This window comes from Streptomyces sp. TP-A0356 (assembly GCF_001417775.1).
Lineage (GTDB): Bacteria > Actinomycetota > Actinomycetes > Streptomycetales > Streptomycetaceae > Streptomyces.
On record NZ_BBZJ01000019.1, the window covers coordinates 109,490 to 131,631 of the forward strand.

At 73.2% G+C, this 22,142-nt stretch carries 20 protein-coding genes; all 20 read left to right on the forward strand.

The window, feature by feature from the left end; genetic code table 11:
* The first annotated feature begins 309 nt into the window (after window positions 1-309).
* The 20 genes from ASC56_RS17400 to ASC56_RS17495 all read left to right on the forward strand — a co-directional run bounded on the left by ASC56_RS17400 (window position 310) and on the right by ASC56_RS17495 (window position 22,125).
* Window positions 310-1,599, forward strand: a complete 1,290-nt coding sequence (locus tag ASC56_RS17400) for a beta-ketoacyl synthase (protein WP_055492348.1) — start codon at window positions 310-312, stop codon at window positions 1,597-1,599.
* Complete coding sequence (locus ASC56_RS17405) at window positions 1,596-3,416, forward strand: CoA-transferase (protein ID WP_055492349.1); 1,821 nt, start codon at window positions 1,596-1,598, stop codon at window positions 3,414-3,416. The genes ASC56_RS17400 and ASC56_RS17405 overlap by 4 nt, the downstream gene beginning before the upstream one ends.
* Entirely contained in the window at window positions 3,413-4,453 is a 1,041-nt protein-coding gene (locus ASC56_RS17410) for a ketoacyl-ACP synthase III (RefSeq protein ID WP_055492350.1), read from the forward strand. Before ASC56_RS17405 ends, ASC56_RS17410 begins: the two co-directional genes overlap by 4 nt.
* Before the next feature lie 38 nt (window positions 4,454-4,491).
* Window positions 4,492-5,463 carry a ketoacyl-ACP synthase III gene (locus ASC56_RS17415; RefSeq protein ID WP_055492351.1) on the forward strand — a complete coding sequence of 324 codons (972 nt, stop codon included), beginning with the start codon at window positions 4,492-4,494 and terminating at the stop codon, window positions 5,461-5,463.
* On the forward strand, window positions 5,456-6,337 hold the full coding sequence (locus ASC56_RS17420) for an SDR family NAD(P)-dependent oxidoreductase (RefSeq protein ID WP_234376983.1): 882 nt from the start codon (window positions 5,456-5,458) through the stop codon (window positions 6,335-6,337). Before ASC56_RS17415 ends, ASC56_RS17420 begins: the two co-directional genes overlap by 8 nt.
* A complete protein-coding gene (locus ASC56_RS17425) occupies window positions 6,334-7,158 on the forward strand; it encodes an SDR family NAD(P)-dependent oxidoreductase (RefSeq protein WP_055492352.1) in 825 nt (274 codons plus the stop codon). The genes ASC56_RS17420 and ASC56_RS17425 overlap by 4 nt, the downstream gene beginning before the upstream one ends.
* A 53-nt stretch (window positions 7,159-7,211) precedes the next feature.
* A complete protein-coding gene (locus ASC56_RS17430; protein WP_079102594.1) occupies window positions 7,212-8,480 on the forward strand; it encodes a beta-ketoacyl synthase N-terminal-like domain-containing protein in 1,269 nt (422 codons plus the stop codon).
* The gene (locus tag ASC56_RS17435) at window positions 8,470-9,795 is read left to right on the forward strand and encodes a beta-ketoacyl synthase (protein ID WP_079102572.1); all 1,326 of its coding nucleotides are present in this window, start codon (window positions 8,470-8,472) and stop codon (window positions 9,793-9,795) included. The genes ASC56_RS17430 and ASC56_RS17435 overlap by 11 nt, the downstream gene beginning before the upstream one ends.
* A complete protein-coding gene (locus ASC56_RS17440) occupies window positions 9,792-11,429 on the forward strand; it encodes an SDR family oxidoreductase (protein WP_055492354.1) in 1,638 nt (545 codons plus the stop codon). The genes ASC56_RS17435 and ASC56_RS17440 overlap by 4 nt, the downstream gene beginning before the upstream one ends.
* Entirely contained in the window at window positions 11,426-12,268 is an 843-nt protein-coding gene (locus tag ASC56_RS17445; protein WP_234376984.1) for an SDR family oxidoreductase, read from the forward strand. The genes ASC56_RS17440 and ASC56_RS17445 overlap by 4 nt, the downstream gene beginning before the upstream one ends.
* Entirely contained in the window at window positions 12,268-13,998 is a 1,731-nt protein-coding gene (locus ASC56_RS17450; RefSeq protein ID WP_055492355.1) for a CocE/NonD family hydrolase, read from the forward strand. The genes ASC56_RS17445 and ASC56_RS17450 overlap by 1 nt, the downstream gene beginning before the upstream one ends.
* A complete protein-coding gene (locus ASC56_RS17455) occupies window positions 13,995-15,728 on the forward strand; it encodes an AMP-binding protein (RefSeq protein ID WP_055492356.1) in 1,734 nt (577 codons plus the stop codon). The genes ASC56_RS17450 and ASC56_RS17455 overlap by 4 nt, the downstream gene beginning before the upstream one ends.
* Window positions 15,725-16,642, forward strand: a complete 918-nt coding sequence (locus ASC56_RS17460) for an enoyl-CoA hydratase/isomerase family protein (protein ID WP_055492357.1) — start codon at window positions 15,725-15,727, stop codon at window positions 16,640-16,642. The genes ASC56_RS17455 and ASC56_RS17460 overlap by 4 nt, the downstream gene beginning before the upstream one ends.
* Window positions 16,643-16,711: 69 nt before the next feature.
* Window positions 16,712-17,572, forward strand: a complete 861-nt coding sequence (locus ASC56_RS17465; protein WP_234376985.1) for an alpha/beta fold hydrolase — start codon at window positions 16,712-16,714, stop codon at window positions 17,570-17,572.
* A complete protein-coding gene (locus ASC56_RS17470; protein ID WP_055492359.1) occupies window positions 17,562-18,077 on the forward strand; it encodes a GbsR/MarR family transcriptional regulator in 516 nt (171 codons plus the stop codon). The genes ASC56_RS17465 and ASC56_RS17470 overlap by 11 nt, the downstream gene beginning before the upstream one ends.
* A 50-nt stretch (window positions 18,078-18,127) precedes the next feature.
* Entirely contained in the window at window positions 18,128-19,081 is a 954-nt protein-coding gene (locus ASC56_RS17475) for an amidohydrolase family protein (protein WP_234376986.1), read from the forward strand.
* Between the two features lie 123 nt (window positions 19,082-19,204).
* Entirely contained in the window at window positions 19,205-19,504 is a 300-nt protein-coding gene (locus ASC56_RS17480; protein WP_055492561.1) for a hypothetical protein, read from the forward strand.
* Window positions 19,505-19,939, forward strand: a complete 435-nt coding sequence (locus ASC56_RS17485; RefSeq protein WP_199836017.1) for an archease — start codon at window positions 19,505-19,507, stop codon at window positions 19,937-19,939.
* A 253-nt stretch (window positions 19,940-20,192) separates the two neighbouring features.
* Complete coding sequence (locus tag ASC56_RS17490; RefSeq protein ID WP_055492360.1) at window positions 20,193-20,621, forward strand: DUF2267 domain-containing protein; 429 nt, start codon at window positions 20,193-20,195, stop codon at window positions 20,619-20,621.
* Window positions 20,622-20,700: 79 nt separating this feature from the next.
* The gene (locus ASC56_RS17495) at window positions 20,701-22,125 is read left to right on the forward strand and encodes an RtcB family protein (RefSeq protein ID WP_055492361.1); all 1,425 of its coding nucleotides are present in this window, start codon (window positions 20,701-20,703) and stop codon (window positions 22,123-22,125) included.
* Window positions 22,126-22,142: the final 17 nt, after the last annotated feature.

The window sequence follows — 22,142 nt, forward strand, 5'->3', positions numbered from 1 at the left end:
TGCGGGCCCGACCCGCCAGGTCCACCGCCCCGCTCCACCCCGTACGACGGCGTGACGTGCTCCCCGTGCGTGACGCGCTGTGACGGCGTGAGGCACTATCACCGCATCACACTGCATCACAGGCTGTGACGATGTGATGGGTCACGACGGCGTGCGGCGGTCCGCCGGCACCACGCGCCACCACGGCCCGGCCCCGAGCAACAGCGTTCCCCGCACCGGAAGTTGAGTACCTGCGGTCACCGGTCACCGAGGGTATTGAGTACCTGGCGGCCATCCCGCGGCCCCTGTCGTGCCGGTTACGTTCGGTGCATGGTCAATCACCGCAAGTCCTCCGCAGGCCGTCCGGATCCGATTGTCCTGACCGGGGTCGGATGCGTACTGCCGAACACCCCCGATGCCCGGACGTTCTGGGACCACGTCTCACACGGCGTTCCACAGGTCGGCCGCCTCGACCGGTTCGACCCGGCCGCCGAAGACATGCCGGTCCATGTCGCCGCCCAGCTCCGCTCGTTCGACCACCGGCCCTATCTCCCGAACCTTCCCGCGGGCCATGCGGCCAAGTACAGCAGGGAGATCCTGGTCACCATGTCGGCCGTCGCCGGCGCCTTCAGGGACGCGGGCCTGAGTCCGGGCCAGGTGCCCTCCGACCGGCTGAGCATCGTCCAGTCCTCCTCGCGGGGCCCGCTCGCCTGGTGGCAGTCGGCGATGACCGGTACGGCCGCCACCGATCCCTACCGGGACAGCGGCGCCATGTTCCGGGGCCTGGCCGGTTGCCCGGCAACGCTGTCAGCCATTCACCTCAAGGCCCGCGGCCTGGTCACCACCATCAGCAGCGCCTGCGTCGGCGGCCATCACGCCATCGGCCTGGCCCTGCGCGAACTGCGCGCCGGCAGCGCGGACGTGGTGCTCGTCGGCGGCCATGAGTTCCCCATCCTCGCCGAGGTCGCGCGCTGCTACCTCGCGCTCGGCAACGGTGTGCTCTCTCCCGAGCGCGACGACCCCGCGTCGGCCGTACGCCCCTACGACCGCACCCGTCGCGGCTTCGCCCTCGGCGAGGGCGCCATGACGCTCTGCCTGGAGCGGGAGTCCTCCGCCCGGGCCCGCGGAGCGCGCGTCTACGCGAGGATCCTCGGCCACCGCGCGCTCAACGAGGCGGCCCACGGCACCAGCATGGACCTGGTCGGGGACGTCACCGCGTCCGTCGTCGCCGGGGCGCTGAACGACGCGGGACGCAAGCCGGAGGAGATCGGTTACGTCTGCGGGCACGGCACCGCCACCCGCTACAACGACATCGCCGAGAGCCGAGCCCTGCGCAGGCTCCTGCCCCGCCACGACGACGGCGACCTGCCGCCGCACGGCTCCAACAAGCCGATCTACGGCCACACCTTCGGCCTGGCCGGAGTCATCAATGTCGCCGCGACGGCGCTGATGCTGTACCACCAGCGGCTCGCGAGGACCGCCAACCACGTCACCCCCGACCCCGAGTGCGACCACGACCATGTGGCGGACGGGCCGAGGGACACCGAACTCGACCTGGCCGTCTCCCTGTCGTTCGCCTTCGGCAGCCAGACGTCCGTCATGGCCCTGGAGCGGGCATGACGCTCCTCGCCCAACGGATCCCGCCCCGGCGTGGCAACGGCCCGTTCATCGCCTCCGGCCCCGACGAACTGGTCCGTACCTTCGTCAGGCCCGGCGCGCACGTCCACGCCGCCGCCACCCTGTCCCGGCCCAACGCGCTGATCAACGCCGTGGCCCGGGTCTTCGCCGGCACGCGCAGCCTGACCCTGAGCACCACCGCCGTCCACTCCAACGCCCATGCGCTCGCCCTGTCCGGAGCCCTGCGGAAGGTCATCACCGGGTTCCTCGGCGACACCTACCCGGCACCCCGGCCCAATCGGCTCTACCGCGAACTCGCCTCCGGGCAGCCCTTCGAGGTCGAGCTCTGGTCACTGCTCAGCTACACCCAGCGGCTGATGGCCGCGGCGCTCGGACAGCCCTACGCCACCACGGGGTCGATGCTCGCCGAGACCGACCTGCGACACGGCAAGGACGGCGTGCTGCACACGGTCGCGCACCCCGAGGACCCCGGACGCTCGGTGACGCTGATGAGCCCGCTGCGCCCGGACCTCACCCTGTTCCACGGGGTCTGCGCGGACCGGCGCGGCAATGTCGTCGCCTGCCCTCCACTGGGCGAGGGCGCCTGGGCCGCGTACGCGGCCCGCGAAGGCGTGCTGGCCTCGGTGGAGGCGATCGTCGACGACGAGGTCGTGGCCGCGATGCCGGACCGGGTGGTGATCCCCGCGGCACGCGTGCGGGGGCTGTGCGAGGCGCCGCTGGGGGCCCATCCGCAGTCGCTGCGCACGAGCGGACTCGCCGGGATCCCCGGCTATCTCGACGACTACGCCTTCCTCACCGAGATCGTCCTGGCCTGCGGGCAAGCGGACACGGCACAGGACTGGTACGAGACCTGGGTCGGCGGTGTCAGCGGCCATGACGCCTATCTGGACCGCCTCGGCAAGCAGCGGCGCGAGGCCCTGCGGCTGACCGACGACCGCACAGTCCGTACGGGCACCACCACGACGCCCGGAGCTGTCGCAGCGCCCCGAGACGACACCGGCCGCTTCCCCCCGCCCGATGACGCCCTGGCCCCGCCCACCGAGCAGGAACAGCTGATCGTGCTCGGTGCCCGGGCCGTCGCCGACCTCGTCGCGGAACGCGGCTACGACACCGTCCTCGCCGGCATCGGCGCCTCGCACATGGCCGCCTGGCTCGGCGCCCGGCTGCTGGCCGCCCGCGGGATCGAGGTCTCGGTCGCCGCCGAACTCGGCCTGCAGTCGATGGACCCGGTGCCCGGTGACGTCTTCCTGTTCAGCCAGCGCCACGCCGGCCGCTCCCGGATGCTGGCCGGCATCGCCGAGACGCTCGGCGGCGCGGTCGCCGCCAACCCGCGCTGCCTGGGGGTGCTGGCCGCCGCCGAGATCGACGAGGACGGCAACATCAACACCACGCTGCTGCCCGACGGCCGATGGATCACCGGCTCCGGCGGAGCCAACGACATCGCGTCCGCGGTGGACTGCCTCGTCGTCGCCCAGGCCGGCCCCCGTCGCTACGTCACCTCCCTCGCCCATCTCACCAGCCCCGGCCATCGGGTCCGGGACGTGGTCTGTCAGTTCGGACGGTTCGGCAGGCCGGGCGCGGGCAGTCCGTTCCGGCTCACCACCTGGCTGCCGCCGGTCACCAACGGCCCGCCCGCGCCGGAAGGTACGGAGGCGGTACCGCCCGCCAGGCCCGCCGAGACCGTGCGGCGGCTCACCTCCTGGCGCCTGCCGGAACCGGCCCCGACCGACGAGAAGCCCCTCACCCCCGAAGAACTCGCACTGCTCCGCAGCATGGACCCGGAAGGCCACTACCGATGAGTCCCACCGGCACCACCGCGCCCGCCGCCGTCCCCCTCCGCCGCCCCCTGCCGCCCACCGCGATCGCCCCGGCCCGGCTCAGCGGCATCGGCCACTACTTCCCGGGCGAGCCGGTCACCAACGTGTACTTCGAACAGATCGACGCGCTGGGCATCGACGACGCCTGGATCCAGCGCCACACCGGCATCCGCAGCCGGCACTGGCCGTCCGACGAGAAGGAGCGCGCCGTCGAGATGGCGGCCCGGGCCGTGGATCTCGCCCTGGCCGACGCCGGCCTGGCCCCCGAGGACATCGACCTGCTCATCGGGACCACCTCCACCACCCGGCCGCGCGTCAACCCCTCCAGCGCCACCAACAACTACATGGACATCTCACTGCCGTTGCAGCACCAGGCGGGGCTGCGGCACGCGATGTGCTTCGACGTCACCGCCGTCGCCTGCGCCGGGTTCATCTACGGCAGCGCGACGGCCTGCGCGATGCTGCCGGCGCTCGGCTTCCGCAACGCCCTGGTCGTCTGCGCCGAGAACCCCAAGCCGATCCTCAACTTCGACTACCGCTACTCGGCGCTCTTCGGCGCCGGCGCCGCGGCCGCGGTCTGGTCGGCCGACCCCGGGCACAGGGGGCTGCTCGACGTGGTCCTGCACGCCGACGGCTCGTACTTCGACGCCTTCGACATCGACGACAACGACAAGATGCTGATGCGGGGCGGGCAGGTCGGGCAGCTCGGCCCCCAACTGCTGACCCAGGTGGGCCGGGAGATCCTGGAGCGCAACGGCCTCACCGTGGACGACATCGACTGGTTCGTCCCGCACCAGGGCAACCTGAACATGATCAATCAGGTGTGCGAGGCGCTCGGGCTTCCCCGCGAGAAGGTCCTGACCAACATCCAGACCCGCGGCAACACCTCCAGCGTCAGCATCCCCAGCTGCCTGTCGGAGAACCTGCGCTCGGGCAACGTCCGGCCGGGCGACCTGCTCGCCACCATCGGCATCGGCCGCGGCTTCAGCTGGGGCGCGATGCTCTTCCGCTACCGATGACCGGCCGTACGGCACCGGCCCGACCGGGGGGACAGACAGTGAACGACGAGACATCGACATGGCGCGGCAGCGGTCTGCGTCTCGCGGGGTACGGGCACTACTACCCCCGCACCCGGGTGGAGATCACCGATGAGGGCTCGCACGAGGGGAACGCGGTCGACACAGCCGTGATCGGCACGCTCGACGTCCGCGCCCGGCATGTGGCCGAGGAGGACGAGACGGTCCCCTTCATGGCCGTCCAGGCGGCCGGTCGGGCCCTGGAACACGCCGGTCTGGACGCGGCGGACACGGATCTGCTGATCCTCAGCAACTGGACCGACCGGCAGTTCGTACCGGAGCACGGGCCGCAGGTGGCCCATCTGCTCGGAGCGGGACGGGCCTTGGCCTTCGACGTGTGCGGGGCGTGCACCGGATTCGTGCACGGGGTGCAGACCGCGGCGGCGCTGCTGGGGGCCCGTCCCGGGTGGCGTACGGCGGTCGTCGTCTCCTCGGAGCAGTTCTCCCGGCGGGTGCGGCCCGGCAGCAGGGGAGAGCTCGTCGTCGGTGACGCGGCCGGTGCCGCGGTGCTCGTCAAGGGCGCGGCCGGGGGTGAGGACGGGCTGTGGGACTCCCTGCTGATCAGCGACGGCGCGGCCCGCGAGACCGTCACCGTCCTTCCGCCGCGAGGCTGGATCAAGAGCAGCAGGAGCCTCGTGGACGTCGCGGTCGCCTCCCACGCCGACCTGGCGGATCGGGTACTGGCCCGTGCCGGACTGAAGATGGCGGACATCGACTGGGTCGTACCGCATCCCGGCACGGGAGTGCTGCACCGGGCCGTCCAGGAACGGCTGGGCATCCCCGGCGAACGGTTCGTCACCAACTTCGAGGAGCGCGCCAACACCGGCAGCGCCTCGATCCCGATCGTGCTGTCCGAGATGGCGCGCGACGGCCGGATGAAGCCCGGCGATCTGCTCCTGACCCCGACCGTGGGATCGGGCTGGTACTACGGAGGGCTGCTGTTCCGTGCCTGACCAACAGCTCATCACCCCTGACCGTCAGCGCTCCGGCCCGCCGGCCGGCCGCCGCGGCACCGCCCTGGTGACCGGCGGCAGCCGGGGCCTGGGCGCGGCCGTCGCCCGCCGTCTCGCCGCCGCCGGCCGGCACACCGTCATCTGCGCACGCTCCCGGGACCATCTGGACGCCTGTGTGAAGTCCGCCGCCGCCGACGGCCTGACCCTGCACGCGGTCCGGGCCGACGTCACCGACGAGGCGTCCGTCGACGCCCTGTTCGCCCGTCTGTCCGCCGAGGCGCCACCACTCGAGCTGTGCGTCAACAACGCGGGCCGCAACTACTCGCACCGGCTGGTGAGCGTACGGCCCGGCGAGAACGGCACCCCGAGGCTGAGCCCGCACCCGGTCCAGGACTTCGAGTGGACCGTGCGGCTGTGCCTGACGGGAGTCTTCCTGGTGGGGCGGGCGGCCGCCGAGGCCATGCTCGCCGCCGGCACGCGGGGCGCCATCGTCAACATCTCGTCCACGGTCCGCCACGGCGCCTACGGGCAGTCCGCCTACTGCGCCGCCAAGGCGGGCGTGGAGTCACTCACCCGCACCTGGGCGACGGAACTCGGCGAGTACGGGATCCGGGTGGCGGCCGTCGCACCGGGCGTGCTCGACGGCGAGGCCCTGCGCAGGCGCACCTCCGCCAGCCCCAGGCACGCCGCCTACATGGACGACCTGCGGCGGCACGTCCCGCTGCGCCGCTGGTGCGACGAGCGGGACGTGGCCGAGGCGGTCGCCTTCGTGGCCGACAACCCCTCGGTGACCGGCACCGTCCTGGAGGTCGACGCCGGAGGTCTGCCCGCCCGTGTCCTGGCCACGACCAACCGAACGGTGGAATCAGCATGAAGATCGGCTTCGCACCGGATGTCATGGACGGACGAACCACCCTGGTGACGGGAGCCAGCAGCGGCATCGGCGCCGTCATCGCGGCGATGCTGGCCGCACACGGCGCCAGGGTGGCGCTGCTCGCCCGTAACGAGAAGGAACTGCGGCGGCTGGCCGAGCAGATCGAGAGCGGGGGCGGGCGGGCGGTGGCCGTCGCGGCGGACCTCACCGACGGCGGGGCGGTGGCGGCGGCCGTCCGCCGGACCGAGGAACTGCTCGGCCCGGTCGACCAGTTGGTGCACTGCGCGGGCGAGGCCCGCAACCAGGCGTTCCTCTGCGACCAGACGGAGGAACAGTGGATGTCCCCGCTGGAGATCAATCTGGTGGGTGCCTTCCGGGTGGCCCGCGCCGTCGTCCCCGGGATGATGGAGCGCCGCAGAGGCGGTGTCGTGATGGTGTCGTCCGTCGCGGGCAAGCGCGGACTGCCCGCCAACACGTCCTACTGTGCGTCCAAGTTCGGGCTCAACGGCCTCACCCAGTCCCTGGCCGCCGAACTCGGTGCCTTCGGGATCCGGGTCAACGCGGTCTGCCCCGGGCTGACGGACAGCCCCGCGGCCACCGACGGCGGCCGCTACGGCGACGCCTTCATGGCGAGCCTCGCCAAGCACCACGGTCCGCCCGATCTGACCTGGGAACGCTATCTCAGGCGCGCGGTGGGCGCGACGATCCTGCGTCGGCTGGTACGGCCCGAGGAGGTCGCCACCCTGGTGCTGTATCTGCTCTCCGACCTGTCGGGAGGCATCACCGGACAGGCCGTCAACGTGGACGGGGGTGCCCTGTGAGCCGCGCGACCGCCACCTTCGTACGGGGCCCGAGGGACACCCTCGTCACCGGTATGGGCTTCTGCCTGCCCGGAGGTCCGGAGCGTCCCGTGCGGACGGCCGACGACCTGTGGCGCACCGCGTCCACCGGTACCAGCCACGTCGACCAGGGGGGCTTTCACCACGGCGCGGTGCACGGCGCCCGTCAGGCCCTCACCGAACTGCTCCCCGAGCTGCCGGAGAACCATCTGCGCAGCTACGCCGACGTGCATCTGTTCGGTCTGGTGTCGCTCGCCGAGGCCTGCGCGGACGCCGGGCTCGACCACAGGGCCGGCGAGCTGTCCCACGCCGCCGTGCTCACCGCGCGGGCGGGCGTGGACAGCAACTACGACAGCTACCGCGCCTGGCACGAGGCCGACCCGCGAAGCGTCAGCCCGGCGGACGCCAAGGCGCTGTTCATCAGGGCGATCGTCGCGGGAACGGTCAGCGACGTGGGGCCGGTGCAGGCGGCCCTGCTGGGCAGCACCGGTGCCTGCTACGCCGTCAGCTGCGGCTGTGCCTCGTCGGCCGTGCTGCTGGGGCTGGCCCGCACGATGATCGCGGACGGGCAGGCCGACCTGGCCGTCGTCACCGGCGTGGACCGGTTCGATCCGGAGCGGTTGCTGCACGGCGACCGGCTGCGGCAGGTGGTGGAACGCGAGCCCGTCCGCCACCACACCGAACCGCCCACCTCCCGGTTCGACCGGCCGATGCGGCCGTACGACGCCCGCGGCGCGTCCATGAACTACGGCGACGGCTCGGTCACCCTCGTTCTGGAGAGCCGCGCGCACGCCGAGCGGCGGGGCGCCCGCTCCTACGGCGCGGTGCTGTCCCAGGCCACCACCCGCGCCGGGCTCAGAAGCGCGTTCGCCATCGACGCCGGGGGCGGAGCGCTGGCGGAGGCCGCCCGGCGCTGCCTCGACGGGCGTGCCGAACTCGCCGAGGTGCCCTACATCAACGGGGGTGCCGAGGGCGACCCGCTGTTCACCCGGATCGAGGCCAACGCGGTACGCGCGCTGTACGGCGACGACTCCCGTTCGGTACTGGTCAGTTCGCAGGAGGCCTGCTTCGGGCACTGCGGTGCGCCGCTCGGCAACCTCGGCGCCGCACTCACGCTGCTGATGATGCGCCATGGCCAGGTGTGCCCGACCGCCAACTGCGAGAAGCCCTCGGACGTCTGCACCTTCGACCCGGTGCCGGGGACACGGCCCAGGCCGCTGGTCTTCACCCGTGCCCTGAGCTTCAACTACCAGCTCGGCGGCGTCAACAGCGCCCTGCTGCTGGGAGGCGCCGATGTCGCCTGATGCGCCGCCCTCGCTGCGGCTCGCGGGTGCCGGACTCGTCCTGCCCGGACCCGAGGGATCCGCGTGCACCGACGTCGACGGCTTCTGGCGGGTGATCCGCGCCGGCACCAACTGCCTGTCGGGCTACCGCCATCCGGGACTGCCGCTGCGTCTGGCCGGGACCGTGCGCGACTGGGACCCCGTACAGGAACTGCCGCTCCCCGAGAAGACCGTGGCGCGCATGTCCAGAGCCTCCCAGCTCGCCGTCGGCGCCGTGCACTCGGCGCTGACGGACGCCCGGCTGAAACCCTGCGACCTCGATACGGGGCGATCCGTACTGGTGGTGTGTTCCCTGCAGTTCGCCTTCCCCGAGACGGTCCGCTACTACGCCACCGCCCAGGCCAAGGGCATCGCCGCGCTCGGCATGGACTACTGGCTGACCGGTACCCCGCCCAGCGTCCACAGCGCGGTGGCCTCCTCGCTGGGCCTCGCCTGCCCCACGCTGAGCGTCGCCGGTTCCTGCAACGTGGCGCTGCGCGCCCTGCACGTCGTCCAGCAGATGTTCCGCTGCGGGGACGTGGACCGGGCGGTGGTGGTCGGGGTGGACGTGGCCACCGACCCGGTGTTCGTCGCGGGGACCACCCACACCGGCCGCAGCGGCTACCGGGCCTCCTCGCTCTCCGCGGACTGGACGGACGTACGGCCGCACGACGAGGTCCAGACGGGCAACGCCACCGGCGAGGGAGCGGTCGCCGTCGTCCTGGAGAACGCGGCCACCGGCCGGGGATCGGGCCTGCGCTACCGGATGCACCTGCATTCCTCCCGCAGCAACGGCCCGTCCACCGTGGCCACCGGCCCCCCCGACAACGTGGTCGGGGACATCCGGGCCGTGCTGGCCTCGGCCGACCGGTCGCTGGCGGACGTGGCGTTCGTCAACGACTACGCCGACGGCAACCGGTTCGTCGAGGACCACCTCTGCCAGGCGCTGACCGGCGCCCGTGAGGTGGCCGGGCACGGCGGCCGGCTGCTGCTGACGAACCAGGAAGCGGTCTTCGGGCATGTGGCGGGCACCGGCGGACTGGTCAAGCTGCTCGGCAGCCTTCTGATGCTGCACCACGGCGAGATAGCGCCGAGCGCCAACTGCCGGGTGCCCTACCGGAACCTGCCCGCGGAGCCCGTCCTCGGGCAGCCGCGGTCCACCGACGGGGACAGCGCCCTGGTGCTCTCCTGCGGGGCGGGCGGTGACGCCACCAGCATGCTCATCGAATACGAGGGCCACGAAGGCCTCCAGGGACACGAGAGCCACGACGGACGAGAAGGCGGCGAACTGCCATGACCGATGCCGAGCACGGCCCCCCGCAGCCGACGACCGCTGCCGAGTGGAACGCGCTGCGGGCGCCCTTCGGCGCCCCGCGCGGGCACGTCGCGTCCGAAGGAGCCACGCTCCGGTCCGCCACCGGCGCGCTCACGGTGCTCGACCCGGGACCCGGACCCGCCGCCGGCGCACTGACCGGGCCGCTCACGGCCCTGGGCCTGCGGACGATTCCGCCGGGACGCCCCGGCTCCGAGCGCGCGACCGGCTACTGCGCCGTGCTCGTCGGCGACGGCGCCCTCGGTGCCCTCCCGTCGCCCGGCCTGGACCGCGCCCGCATTCTGGCCGCCGCCCGTGCCATGGCCCGAGCGGGCGGCGGGCGGCTGGTGCTGGTGACGGACGCGGGATCCGAGACACATCCCGCGGACGGCTTCGAGAGCCGGGCGCGGCTCGCCGCCGATCTGGGCTGGTGGCAGCATCTGGCCGCCTCCTTCGCCGGGTCCGGCGTCGTGGCCAACACGCTGCTGACCGGGTACGCCCCCGAACTCGGCCACCGGCTGCCCGCGTTCGCCGAGGCCGGACTCCTGCGCTACCAGGCGCAGCGCCACTTCACCACGGCCGCCGAGGTGGCGGACGTGGTCGCCTTCCTGCTCTCCGCCGGCTGCTCCTATCTGGTGGGGGAGACCCTGCGCGCGGACGGTGGCGCCGGGCTCGGACAGATCCCGGCGCTGCCCGAGGGCGGCCCGGACTGGCCGCCCTCCGCCGCCCCCGAGCCCACCACCGCCACGCCTCCCGGTACCACCGCACCGAAGGCGGCGCCGCCCGGACCGGCCGTCGGCCCCCCGCCGGACGTCGGCGCCGATCTGGCCGGGGTACGCGTCCTGGTCGCCGGAGCGAGCAGCGGGATCGGCCGGGCCGCCGCGCTGCACCTGGCAGAACGCGGCGCCGACGTGGTGCTGGCCGCGCGGCGGACCTCCGCGCTCGACGAGACGGCCCAGGAGGTGACGCGGCTGGGCCGTGAGGCCTGGACGCTGCGCTGCGACCTCTCCGACGAGCAGGAGGCGGCGGGCCTCGGCGACCGGGCCTGGCAGGTGGCCGACGGCGTCGGCGCCCTGTTGTACGCCGCGGGCCATCTCGGCTTCAGCGCCGTCGGCGGGGACGCGGCCTCGGCACGACGGACCTTCGCGGTCAACCTGTTCGGCCTCATCGCCGTCGCCGAGGACCTGGTGGCCCGCTGGAGTGCCGAGGGCACACCGGGCTCGGTCGTGGGAGTGTCGTCGGTGAGCTGCTCCTTCTCACCGGTGGCCGGACTGGAGTACTACGGTGCGAGCAAGGCGGCGATGGCCCAGTTCATCCGCTGCCTCGCCGTGTCGGCGGCCCGCCACGGCATCCGTGCCAACTGTGTCGCGCCGGGCATCATCGACACCCCCATGGGGGAGGCGGCCGGACCCGGCCACCGCCGTGGCTGGATCAGCAGGATCCCGGCCGGGCGGGTGGGGCGACCGCACGAAGTGGCGTCGCTGCTCGGTCATCTCCTGAGTCCCGCGGCGCGACGGCTGACCGGCAATGTGCTGCGGGTGGACGGGGGCTTCGGTCTCGGGGACGTCGCGCCCCTGCGTGCGGGATACGGCCGGGACCGGGCGGGAGCGCTCCGATGACGGCCGGCCCGGCACCCATGTCATCGGCGTGCTTCCCGGCCGTCGCGCTGGTCGCCGGAGCGTCCTCGGGGATCGGTGCGGCCGTGGCCCGCAGGCTCGCCGCGCGCGGCAGCGCCGTGGCGCTCGTCGGCCGAAGGGCCCCGGAGCTCATGTCCGTGGCCGCCGGGATCCGCGCCGACGGAGGCACCGCGTTGCCGATCGGCCTGGACCTGTCCGCCGACGGGGGGCCGGAGGAAGCCGTCGCACGGACCGAGGACCGGCTCGGTCCGGTGGAACTGCTGGTGTGCAGCGCGGCGGCGATCCGGCTGGCCGACGTGCACGAGACGGAGCCCCGGCACTGGGAGCGGCAACTGCGCGTCAATCTGACGGTGCCGTTCCTGCTGGCCCGGCGGGTGCTGCCGGGGATGAGGGCACGCGGGCGCGGCTGGATCGTCACCATCGGATCCGGCGTCGGCTCCGAGACGGTGCCGGGCAGCGGTGCCTACGGCGTCAGCAAGCACGCGCTCAACCGGCTGACCGAGCTCATCCACGAGGAGAACCGCGACCACGGGGTGCGCGCGGTCACCGTCAGCCCGGGCTGGGTCGCGACACGACTGGCCGCCCGCCCCGCCGATCTCGGCGTGGACAGCGCGGAGGTGCTGACCCCCGAGGACCTCGCGGACACCGTCGAGTGGCTGGTGGACCGCCCGGCGCGGATGAGCGTCGGCCCGCTGGTCCGGGTGGAGCCCGCGGCGCGCCACGCGAACGCGGCAGCCGCCATGACCCGGCACGTCGGGGCGCGTCGCGCACGGACCGCGGCCCACGGCGCGGTCACCACGACGCCCCGGGAGGAAGGCTGATGGCGGCCACCCGCACCCTGATCGAGCACGATGTCCCCGTCCCGATGCGGGACGGCACCGTCCTGCGCGCGGACATCTGGCGTCCCGTGCCCGCCGGTCCGCACGGCGGCCCGGCCCCGGACGCGCAACCGCGCCCGGCCGTGCTGTTCCGTACGCCCTACGACAAGTCGGCGATGAACCTCGCCACCCTCACCCCCGCCCAGTGCGTGGCCCGTGGTTATGCCGCCGTCGTCCAGGACACGCGCGGCCGCCACCGCTCGGACGGCGACTGGGCGCCGCTGGCCTGGGAACGCGAGGGGCCCGACGGCCATGACACGATCGAGTGGATCGCCGCACAGCCGTGGTGCGACGGCGGGGTGGCGATGGCCGGCACCTCGTTCCAGGCGATCGTCCAGTGGCTCGCCGCCATGGAGAAGCCACCGCACCTCAGGGCGATCGCCCCGGCCATGTCCACCGCCGCCCGGTTCGACGCCGAACAACTCGGTGGCTGCCTGCGGTTGGACCACCTCACCAGCTGGCTGGGGCTGATGGCACTGGACTGGGCCGAGCGGCAGACCGCCGCCGGCACGCCGGTGAGCGAGGGGACCACCGCGGCGATCGTGGGACTGATGAACGATCCCGAGTCCTGTCTGCGGCGCCGGCCGCCGACGGACGTCCTGGACATCGACGGGCTCCCGGGCTGGTTCAGGGGCGTCCTGTCCGGGCGGGCCGCCGCCCTGGTGGACTACCGGCTCAGCGCCGTCGACGTACCGACCTTCTCCGTGGGCGGCTGGTACGACGTCTTCTCGTACGGCACCATCGAGCTCCACCGGGCCATGCGCGCCAGGGATCCGAGGCCCGGCCACCATCAGCTGGTGATGGGCCCTTGGGTGCACTCCGGCCAGCTCCCGCAGGTCCAGGGCGAGGTGAACACCGGCCTGTACGGCTCTGCCCAGGCGGCCGGGCTCGCCGATCTGCACCTCGACTTCTTCGACCGCCATCTGCGGCCGGCACACGCCCGGGGTCCGCGGCCGGGCAAGGAGGTGCGCTACTTCTTCCTCGGCCCCGACACCTGGTGCACGGCGGCGACCTGGCCACCGCCCCAGGCCCGCACCCACACCTGGCAACTGGCCGGCGCCGCGGCTCCGGGCGAGGGCGGACGGCTGGTCCGCGAACCGGCCGTGCCGCGCGAGCTGGGGCGCGACACCTTCACCTACGACCCCGAGGACCCGGTGCCCACGCACGGGGGCCGGGTGCTGCAACTGGGCCGGCTGGTGGCCGGACCGCTCGACCAGAGCCATCTGGAGGACCGTCCCGACGTGCTGTGCTACACCTCGGAAGCCCTGACCGAGCCGGTCGCGGCGGTCGGACGACACCGGCTGCGGCTGTCCTTCTCCTCGGACGCCCCCGCCACCGCGCTGGTCGCCAAGCTCACCGACGTGGGCCCGGACGGCCGGTCGCTGATCGTCGCCGAGGGCAGCCGGCGCCTGGACCTGCCCGAGGGCCGGTCCGCTCCCGTGGCGGTGGAGGTGCTGCTGGGCGACACCGCCTGGCGGTTCGCGGCCGGCCACCGCATTCGGGTGCACGTCACCAGCAGCAACTTCCCCCATCTGGACCGCCATCCCAATGTGGCCGGTGCGGCCGGGGAGGCCAGGCACAGTCGGACCGCCCGGCAGACCGTCTGGCACGGCGGCCCGCACGGCTCCGCCCTGGACCTCCAGGTGCTCGCCCCCCAGGAGGTGACCGCATGACGATCCCTCGACCCCGCGCCCGCACCGGAGCACCCGGCGCGGCGGCTCCCGACGACATCCTCGACCCCGCCTCCCCCGCGGTGCCGACCGCCGAGCAGTGCGTTCTGGGCCCCCTGTTGCGCCGCCGGGCCCGGGAACGGCCGGACGCACCGTACGCCCTGATGCCCGACGGTGAACTGTGGAGCTACGCGCGCACCCTGCGGGAGGCCGAGCGGACGGCGGCCGCCCTCCAGGCCCTGGGCGTGGCCCGCGGCGACCGGGTCCTGAGCTGGCTGCCGAACGGCGCCGACGCACTGCGTGTCTGGTACGGCACCAATCTCGCCGGAGCCACGCTGGTCCCCCTCAACGTCGCCTACCGGGGCGGGAACCTGACGCACGTGCTGGCCGACAGCGCGGCCGGGGTGCTGGTGGCCCGGCCCGCACTCGCCGAGCGGCTGGGCGCGCCCGGCGTCGGCACCGGGGCCGTGCACACCGTCGTTCTGCTGCCCGCCCCCGGTGACACCCCAGGGACCGTCGAGCGGGTGGCCGCCGGTCTCGACCGGCGGCTGCGGGTGGTGACCGGACTGGACGCGGACCCCGGTTCCGGCCCCGGCCGGGGCGGGTTCGCCGAACCGGAGCCGCCGCCGGCGCCCTGGGACGCCCAGACGATCATCTACACCTCGGGAACGACCGGGCCCTCCAAGGGAGTCGTGTCGTCCTACGCCCACCTCTACAGCAGTTGCACCGCCGCCTTCCACGGCATCGCCGGCCCGGACGACCGCTATCTGCTGCAACTGCCGCTGTTCCACGCCGGCGGCACGATCGGCGCCTACGGGATGCTCGTCCACGGCGGGTCGTTGACGGTGGTGCCGGCCTTCACCACCAAGGAGTTCTGGCCGCTGGTCCGCCGCACGGGCACGACGCTGTGCACCCTGCTCGGAGTGATGGCGACCTATCTGCTCAAGGAGCCGGAGGATCCGCGGGACACCGACCATCGGCTGCGAGAGGTGTTCGTCATACCGCTGGGCGGCGACACGGGAGACTTCGCGCGGCGTTTCGGTGTGCGGGTGCGGGCCCTGTTCAACATGACGGAGGTCTCGTGCCCGGTGCTCTCGGAACCTGATCCGGACATCCCCCTGTACTGCGGCACACCGCGCCCCGGGATCGAGTCGAGGGTGGTGGACGAGCACGACCGCGAGGTGCCGGACGGCGTGCCCGGCGAGTTGGTGCTGCGGTCGCGGCGGCCCTGGTCGTTGCTCAGCGGCTACCACGGCAGGCCCGAGGCGACGGCCGAAGCCTGGCGCAACGGCTGGTTCCACACCGGTGACACCTTCCGCCGCGCCCCCGACGGCGGACTGGTCTTCGTCGACCGCAAGAAGGACGCCATCAGACGCCGGGGCGAGAACATCTCCTCCTTCGAGGTCGAGGCACAGGCGCTGGCCCATCCGGCGGTGCGCGAGGCCGCCGCCGTGGCCGTACCGGGAGACGAGGGAGAGGACGAAGTACTCCTCGTCGTCTGCCCGCTGGGGGAGCCGGGAGCCGAGCGGCCCGATCCGGCGGCGCTGCTCGGCTTCCTCCGAAGCCGCCTCGCGCACTTCATGCTGCCGCGCTATGTCCGGGTGCTCGACGCCCTGCCGAAGACGCCCACCGGCAAGCCCCTGAAGCACCTGCTGCGCGCCGAGGGAGTCACCGAGGACACCTGGGACCGGGAGACGGCCGGAATCCGCATCCGACGGGAGAAGCTGCTGTGAGCACCGAGACCGTACGTCCCGCCGGGACCCTCCGCTCCGCCGAGCCGGCGGGGGAGCGCAGGGAGTGGACCGGCGCGGCGACCCTGTCCTTCGCCGCGTTCGCCGACCGCGTCGACCCGGACCCGGACGTCCCGCTGCGGGCACGGCTGGTGGACCGGGTGGCCACCCTCGTCCTCGACCGGCCGCGGCAACGCAACAGCCTCACCCACGTCCTCTCCAGCCACCTGCTGCAGGGCCTGCTCTGCGCGGGGGACGACCCCGAGGTACGTACCGTCGTACTCACCGGCGGCGGCGGGGCCTTCTGCGCCGGCGACGACGTGGACAGCGTGCGCCGCTGGCGGCTGGGCGACCGCGCCGACGCCCCCTTCGACCCCCTCACCTCCGACGCGCACTACCTGCGGGTCTGCGAGGCGGTCCTGCATCTGCCGAAGCCGGTGGTCGCGGCGGTGACCGGAGCGGCGGCCGGGGCGGGGGCCGAGATCGTCTGCGCCGCCGACTACCGGCTGGCCGACACCACCGCCTCGATCGGCAGCCGTCTCGCCGGGGTGGGGCATGTCGGCAATGTGGTGCTGATGTCCCGGCTGGTCGGCCCCGCCCGGGCCACCGAGATCTATCTGACCGGCCGTATGGTGCCCGCGGGGGAGGCGCTGGCGCTCGGCCTGTTCGACCGGATCTGCCCGCCGGACGCCTTCGGCCGCGAACTGGGCGCGCTGACCGAGCGGTTCGCGGCACTGCCGACCACCTCGGTCGGCCTCTTCAAGGAACTGCGGGAACGCAGCTGGGGCCAGCCGGCCGAGTACGGGCTCCGTTTGCAGGACGCGTACCATCTGCGCACCCACGGCACGGTGCGTGACGCGGCGGAAGGGCTGCGGGCCTTCACCGAGAGGCGTCCGCCCCGCTTCACGGGGAGCTGACGCGGATGCACCCCCCGTCATACGGCGTGTCACCGCACCGACACCGGCTGTCACGATATTCTGAATCCGGTGAACGACGTTTCGCCCCCTCCCCGGCCCGGCACCGGCCTCCGTGCCGAGGTCCCGCACACCCTCACCCGCGACGGCGCATGCCTGCACTACTGGACGGCCGGGCCCCCGACGGCGCCTCTGGTGGCCCTCACCCATGGCGCCGGTGCCGACCACCGCATGTTCGATCCGCAGATCCCCGCCCTGCTCGCGGCCGGGTACCGCACCCTGCGCTGGGACGTCCGCCACCACGGACTCTCGGTGTGCCGCAACCGCCGCTTCCGCGTCCTGGACGCCGCCGACGACCTGCGGGCCCTGCTGGAGACCTGCCCCGGACCCTGGCCGGTGGTCCTGCTCGGCCAGTCGATAGGGGGCAACATCGCGCAGGAGTATCTGCGCCGCCGTCCCGACGACGTGGCGGCACTGGTCGTCATCGGCTCCACGTCCAACACCCTGCCGGTCAGCCGTGCGCAACGGGCACAGCTGGCGCTGTCCCGTCCGTTGCTGCGGATGCTGCCCTACCGCCGGCTCGCGGCCAGGATGGCCGTCGCCTCGGCCCGGACACCCGAGGCCCGTGCCCATCTGCGGGAGGTGTTCCTGCGGATGGGCCGCCGGGGCTTCCTGACCGTGTGGGAGGGCATGACCCGGACGCTCACCCAGGACCCCGACTATCTGATCGACAGGCCCCAGCTACTGCTCTGCGGCCAGTACGACAGCACGGGGAACGTCAGGAGCGCCATGGAGCGGTGGAACCGGCGCGATCCGCGGAGCGGACTGCGGGTGCTGCCGGACGCGGGCCATGTCGCCAACCTCGACCGACCGGACCTGGTCAATCGGATGATCGTCGACTTCCTGAGCGGACTGAGGACCCATGCGGAATGAAACGGATCGCGACGCGGCCGCCCTGCCCGCCCCCGAGGACGCGGACGGACACGGACACGGAGACGTCTTCGTCTCCTCGATGGGCGCCCTGCTGGAGCGGTGGGGCCTGCCGCAGACGACCGGGCGGCTCTACGGCTATCTGCTGCTCCGGGACACACCCGTGGACCTCGACACGATGGTCCAGGACCTGGGCGCGAGCAAGAGCGGTCTCAGCGTGGCGGCGCGGCAGCTGGAGTCCTGGTCCCTGGTACGGCGGCTGACCCAGCCCGGCAGCCGGCGCGTCCGCTACGAGGCCGTCGGGGACGTACATGGTCTGCTGCAGGCCAACAACGCACACCTGCGGACCTTCTCGAACACCCTGCGTCTGGGGGTCGCGGCCGCCCGCGGCGGGTCGCGAGAGCGCCTCTCGGATCTCGCCGACCTCTTCACGCTCTACGTCGACCAGGCCGACCGGGTCCTCGCGGCCTGGGAGTCCGGCCGGGACTCGGCCCGCGAGGAGCGCTGACCCGGCACGGTCCACGCCCGTCCCGCCGCCACCGCAGAGGAGACACGCCCGTGCGGCCTCCCGTCATCGACGTCTGCTCGCTGATCCACGACACCGCCGGCTGGCGGGCCTACCTCAACCGGCTCGGTGAGAACGCCCCGGAGTACCTCGACGTCTTCTCCGCCGCTCTCTGCCGCTACTTCGACGCCTCGCGCCCCGTCTACCGGGCGGCGCTCAGGGACGGCTGGAGAGCGGCGCTGGACGTGCTGCTGCCGCCCGCCCGGCCGCCGTTCGACCTGCGGGCCCACCTCGCCGAGCAGGACCGGCAGGGTGTCGTCGCCGAGATCGCCATGGGCAGCCAGGAGCGGCTTCCCGACGGCCGTACCGTCAACGACTGGCTGCTGAGCACCACCGCTTCCGCCCGCTCCCGCATCCATGTGTGGGCGGGCATCTCGCTCCGGGACCCGGTGGCCGCCCTGCGCGAGGCGGAACGCACCGTCGAGGCCGGCGCCGAGGGCCTGTGCGTCATTCCGTTCCTCGACGGCACCGACCCCACCGATCCCGCCTTCACCCCCGTCTTCGACGCCGCCCGCCTGCAGAGACTGCCGGTCTGGCTGCACACCGGCCACCACTTCGCGGCCCGGCGCGCCACCGGCCTCGGCAGCTGGCGCACCCTGGAGACCCTGGCGGCGCGCCATCCCGGGCTCATCCTGGTGGCCGGCCACGCGGGCTGGCCCGAGGTGACGGAGACGCTGCTGACGGCGGCCCGGCACCCGCACGTGTATCTGGAGTTCTCCTCGCACCGGCCCCGCCGGATGGCCGACCCGGGCTCCGGCTGGTCGCCGTTGCTCCATCACGCCCGGACCCTCGCCCGCGAGCGCACCCTCTTCGGCACCTCCACCTGGGTCAACCCCGTGCCCGTCCGCAGGCTGGCCGACGAACTGACCGCGCTGGATCTCGGTGACGACATCACCGGCGCCTGGCTCTCCGCCAACGCCCGGCGCCTGCTCGGCCTCAGGGCCTGACGGGCGGCGGACCCGGGCCCCGGTCCGCGTTGTCGTCCGGGGCCGGCGGGCGGACCATACCCAGTAGCAGGCATCGTGGCGTGGTCGGGAGGGGCGCCCGCATCGGGAGAGGGGCTGATGGTCATGGAGTGGGCATCTTGGACGACGAAGGGAGTGTTCGCCGGGCGCGGAGGAGCCCGCACCGACGAGGCCGGGATCCTCACCGGCGACCTGACCGTCCACACCACCTGGCACTGCGGTCAGGCCGACGTGGCGGTCCAGTACAGCGGCGGCTCCCAGTGGTTCACCCTCACCGGAAGCCCGGTGCCGTGCCCTTCCGAGCAGGACAGCCGACACCTGCACCAGGAGGTGGTGGAAGCCGTGCGGGCCGGAGGCGGAGCCACGGTTCCACGGCTTCACGAGCATCCGCGGCAGAACACGTAGATGCGACCGGAGAGCGCCATGCCGCGCGGCGGGCACCGCAGCGTTCCGCACACCGCGGACCTGCGGGTGGAGGCATGGGGCACGACGCGTGAGGAGTGCCTGGCGCAGGCCGTGCGGGGGGTGTGCGAGTCCTTCCTGGACCTGACCGGAGCCGTCGGCGACCGGCGGCGGGACGTGGTGCTCCGGGCCGAACGGGACGAGGACCTGCTGGTGGCCCTGCTGGAGGAGGTCGTGTACCGGCTCGACACCGCGGGCGAGGTCCCGGTCGGGCTGGAACTCGCCCCGGTCGCCGGCGGCCTGCGCGCGGACCTGCGCATGGCCGACGCCGACTCGCTCCCGGTGACGGGCGCCGCCCCGAAGGCCGTCACCCTCCATGAACTGCACGTCGGTCACGGGGCCCAGGGCTGGACCTGTTCGGTGACGCTCGACGTCTGAGCGGCACCCGAGCCCACCCCGCGCAATACCATGGACGCCATAGGGCAGGAACGACGAGAAGCCACCGCGTGCGACGTCCTCCGCGCCTGCGTCATTGCCGCGGGCCGCCACCGCAGGCGCTGCCCGCATTCCTGTCGACTTCTGAATCACCTGATCGTTCGCGGTGTCGCCCACCGCACGCGCCGGGACGCCGCACTCCGCGCGGCCATCAATGTCACGGACAGCGCCCCGGACAGACCGGAAGGGAAGATTCATGTCCGTCACACACCCGCCCGACTTCGAGCACACCATCCACACGGCGAACATCTGGCTGAAATCGGTGGCCGAGAGTCTGGGAACCGAGGACCGCCACCTTGCCCACCGGCTCCTGCGCACCTGGTTGCACACGCTCCGGGACCGGCTCACCGTCGACGTGGCCGCCCACTTCGCCGCCCAGCTGCCCGAGCTGATGCGGGGCGCCTACTACGACGGCTGGGACCCCAGCCACGTACCGATCAAGTACGACCGCGAGGGCTACGTGAACCGCTTCTCCCAGGAAGGCAAGGTTCCGGTCGAGGACGTCCCACGGATCGCCGCCGCGGTCACCGCCGCGGTCCGCGAGCACGTCTCGCCCGGGCAACTGGAGTCGGCGCTCGAACAGGTCCCGCACGACATCCGCGAAATCCTCCTCCAGCCGGCCTGACCCGCCCACGGCGCCGGGGCGCGGGCTGGGCGCCGGCCCCGCCGCCGGGACGGCGGCCGGCCGACGGGTGGTGACGGGCATGGAGATCACGCTGGTGCCGGAGAACCCGTTCCGGTTCCGTATCGACCCGCACGACCTGATGCGGGTGCCGGGAGTGGTCTTCGCGACGCGGGACCTGCTGCCGCAGACGGTCGGGGACAAGGCGCTGGAACAGGTCGTCAACGTGGCGACGCTGCCCGGCATCGTCCGCGCCTCGTTCGCGATGCCCGATGTGCACTGGGGGTACGGCTTCCCGATCGGCGGGGTCGCCGCCACCGACATCGACGACGGCGGAGTGATCTCGCCCGGCGGCGTCGGCTTCGACATCTCCTGCGGTGTCCGGCTGCTCGCCGCCGGTATCGACCGTGACCGGCTGGCCCCGAGGATGCGGCCGCTGATGGACGTCCTCGGCGACACGGTTCCGCGCGGCATGGGCCGTGGCGGGCTGTGGAAGCTCTCCGGCCGGGCGGAGATGGAGAAGCTCCTCGTCGACGGAGCCCGGTACGCGGTCGAACGCGGTCACGGTGTACCACGCGACCTGGACCGTTGCGAGGACCGCGGAGCACTCGCGGGGGCCGATCCCTCACAGGTCGGGCAGCGGGCCGTGGAACGGGGGCTGCAACAGGTGGGAAGCCTGGGCTCGGGCAATCACTTCCTGGAGGTACAGGCCGTCGAGCAGGTGTACGACGCCGAGACCGCGGCCGCCTTCGGTCTGCACGCCGGCCAGGTCTGCGTCATGATCCACTGCGGCTCACGCGGCCTGGGCCACCAGGTGTGCACCGACCACGTCCGCGTCATGGACCAGTCCCTGCGCGCATTCGGCATCCACATCCCGGACCGGCAGCTGGCCTGCGCGCCCGTCGTCTCGACACCCGGCCGCGCCTACCTCGGCGCGATGGCGGCCGCCGCCAACTACGGCCGCGCCAACCGGCAGTTGCTCTCCCAGGCCGCGCGTCATGCCTTCGCCACCGCCGCGCGTACGGAACTCGACCTGGTCTACGACGTCTCCCACAACACCGCCAAGATCGAGACCCACGACGTGGACGGGGTACGGCGCCGGCTGTGCGTCCACCGCAAGGGCGCCACTCTCGCGCTCCCGCCCGGCCACCCCGATCTGCCGGAGGACCTCGTCGGCTTCGGGCACCCCGTTCTGGTACCCGGCACGATGGGCACGGCCTCGTACGTGATGGTCGGCACCCCCGGGAACGACGCGTTCTCCTCCTCCGCCCATGGCGCGGGGCGCGTGTGGAGCCGCCACCAGGCGCTGCGCCGGGTCCGTGGCGAGGAGCTGCGGGCCCTGCTGGAGTCCCAGGGCGTCTCCGTCAGGCCGTCCTCGTGGCGCGGGCTCGCCGAAGAGGCCCCCGACGCCTACAAGGACGTCGACGCGGTCGCCCGCGCCACCGAAGGCGCGGGCCTCGCCCGGCTGGTCGTCCGCCTGGTACCCCTCGGGGTCGTCAAGGGCTAGCGATCACTTCGGAGCAC